The 1,094-nt window shown below is 58.5% G+C and carries 1 protein-coding gene; it reads left to right on the top strand.

Features of this window, described 5'->3' with window-relative positions; all coding sequences use genetic code 11:
* Positions 1-378 precede the first annotated feature (378 nt).
* Positions 379-1,023 (top strand): YceH family protein, encoded by a 645-nt coding sequence (locus ACCD00_RS30650; protein ID WP_413428924.1) that lies wholly within the window; start codon positions 379-381, stop codon positions 1,021-1,023.
* Positions 1,024-1,094 lie beyond the last annotated feature (71 nt).

The raw sequence follows: 1,094 nt of genomic DNA, 5'->3' as shown, positions 1-1,094 counted from the left end.
TCAAGCAATGGCTTGAGGTTGTTCGCTTCGTTCTTGGCGGGAATCAGTACGGATACAAAAATGTCTTGGCTCATGGAGTCACTCTCGCCTTTATTGGATTTCTTTATCAGAGGCGAATGAAGGTGTAGTACACCGGCCGACTCGATGCAGGGTTCAGCTGTTCAGGGCGATGACGCCAACAATACCTCGCCCTTTGGACGCACTCGCGCGCGACCCCGCATACGGTGCCCGGCCAATTGTAAAAATGGCGTTAATATTTCATACACTTTTTGTCATCATTGCTCTGATGACGCAGCGAATTCTGTTGCGATTGGCGCCTGCCCATCTAAAGTGCACCCACGCAAGTGAAAAACATGAATCGGGTAAGGACGCAGAACCATGAGCGCTGAGCAAGAGACGACTTTCGATGAGCCCCGGCTCAATACCACGGAAATCCGCATCCTGGGCTCGTTGATCGAGAAACAGGCCACCAGCCCGGAAACCTATCCCCTGACCCTCAATGCCCTGGTGATTGCCTGCAACCAGAAAACCAGCCGCGAGCCGGTGATGAACCTCACACAAGGCCAGGTCGGCCAGAGCCTGCGCGCCCTCGAAGGACGCGGCTTCGCCAAACTGGTGATGGGCAGCCGCGCCGACCGCTGGGAGCACAAGGTCGACAAGGCCCTGGAACTGGTGCCGGCGCAGGTCATCCTGACCGGGCTGATGTTCCTGCGCGGCCCGCAGACCGTCAATGAACTGCTGACCCGCAGCGGCCGCATGCATGAATTCGAAGATGCCGAACAGGTTGTGCATCAACTCGAACGCCTGATTGCCCGCGGCCTGGCCGTGCTGATTGCGCGTCAGGCCGGTCAGCGCGAAGACCGCTATACCCACGCCTTGGGCGACCCGGCGGATATCGAGGCGATCATGGCGGCACGGAACAACCCGGCCGAGCGTGGCAGTGGCGGGGTTTCGGTTGAACGGATCGAAGAACTGGAAGCGCGGATTGCGGCGCTGGAAGAGCGTTTGGCGCGACTGGAATAATCCCGCTACAGAGATCCCAATGTGGGAGCGGGCTTGCTCGCGAAAGCGGATTGCCAGTCACACCAATTCTG

Origin of the sequence: Pseudomonas sp. Pseusp3 (genome assembly GCF_047304225.1) — a bacterium.
In the GTDB taxonomy this organism is placed as follows: domain Bacteria; phylum Pseudomonadota; class Gammaproteobacteria; order Pseudomonadales; family Pseudomonadaceae; genus Aquipseudomonas; species Aquipseudomonas fluorescens_CD.
The sequence above is the reverse complement of the archived record's forward strand: the minus strand, read 5'-3'. Positions and strand labels throughout refer to the sequence as shown.